The organism is Myxacorys almedinensis A (assembly GCF_010091945.1).
Taxonomy (GTDB): Bacteria; Cyanobacteriota; Cyanobacteriia; order Leptolyngbyales; family Leptolyngbyaceae; genus Myxacorys; species Myxacorys almedinensis.
Map to the genome: position 1 here is coordinate 1 of NZ_WVIE01000056.1, position 1,314 is coordinate 1,314.

3 protein-coding genes are annotated in these 1,314 nt (G+C 47.8%); all 3 read right to left on the reverse strand.

The window, feature by feature from the left end; translation table 11 throughout:
- Positions 1-138 precede the first annotated feature (138 nt).
- Positions 139-528, reverse strand: a complete 390-nt coding sequence (locus tag GS601_RS22560; RefSeq protein WP_162425541.1) for a type II toxin-antitoxin system VapC family toxin — start codon at positions 526-528, stop codon at positions 139-141.
- A complete protein-coding gene (locus GS601_RS22565; RefSeq protein WP_162425542.1) occupies positions 518-745 on the reverse strand; it encodes a hypothetical protein in 228 nt (75 codons plus the stop codon). Before GS601_RS22565 ends, GS601_RS22560 begins: the two co-directional genes overlap by 11 nt.
- Before the next feature lie 216 nt (positions 746-961).
- On the reverse strand, positions 962-1,314 hold a 353-nt coding region (locus GS601_RS22570; protein ID WP_162425543.1), incomplete at its 5' end, for an MAPEG family protein.

Consider the following 1,314-nt stretch of genomic DNA (forward strand, 5'->3'; position numbering starts at 1 on the left):
ACCAAGGGTGGCTAACTTACAAGATTAGATATTGCGGGTGGCCTAACGTTCCGGTTGAGCGGCTGCCAGCAACCTCTGCATCCACACCAAGGACTTTCGGCAGTCCGCTCCGACCGGGTTGTTATGCGGCGGCTTTACTCACCACGCTGCTGTTTTCAAACTCTCCACTTCTTGAAAATGAGCATCGCGTGTTACCAAAATTAGAGCGTGTTGCAGTGCAAGGGCTGCAATCCAGACATCATTTTCAGGTAACGGACGACCCTTGAGCCTTAACTTGTTTTTGACCTCACCGTATTGCCGTGCGGTTTCAGCATCACATACCAATATTGTGCTGCCAGCAACTAATTCATCAACTCTTGCTAAGTTTGCTTCAACTCGCCCTGACTTTCTGGCTCCATAACACAGTTCACCAATGACAATGCTTGGAATGAAAGCTTCACTGGCTTGAGCAAGATTGTCTTTGACGATCGCCTCATCTGAAAAAAGCGCAATAACGATATTGGTATCGAGCAAAAACCTACCACTCATCGATATCTACCCGCTCACAATCTTGCTCGATTGCCTCAGACATTAGCTGAAGGTCGTCAGAGGGAATTGAACCAGCAAAACGCAACAATTGCTGCCCTGGTGTACCTCGAACTTCCGCTTTTACTAGCGATCGAACGAATTCAAGCACCTGCTTTTGCAAGGGCTGAGGCATGACTTTCAACTGTTCAACAACCTCGTCGATGATAGGAATATTCATATTGTCCTCCCTGTTATCATCCTACACCGCTTACTCAGAGAACGATAGAAGAGCAGTCTTTAGTGCTGACCGGGGGTACAGGGATTGCCTTCACCAGGGTATCCAGCCGCATAACGGCTCAAATCAGCGGCGGCAGATAACCTTGAACTCAGCACCAGCGGCTTTCGACCGTCCGCTGCATTTGAATGGTTATGCTGCATCAGTCCGAAAGCACACCTACATACTAAAATACACAAGGGCTGCGCGGATCGCAATGAACCACACCGCAATCGTAGCAAATAGATAGAGGTAGAACCGAAGGATGATGCGGTTGAATGTACAATGAACAGCGCTATGCAATGCCCGAAACACAACGAAGACCCATGAGGCGCTTACATACACTGTATCTACCTGCTTTGTGATAAAGAGGTATAGGACAAGTGCATAAAAAATGACCGGAATCTCGAACAGATTCTTGAGATTGTCCGATGGGTTGGATACACTTGGCGGCGAGATTTGTGCAAATGCACTAGGGGTAAGGTCCTTTGGAGCAAGCTTTCTGCTTGTAATAAAACTGATGCGACGGATGT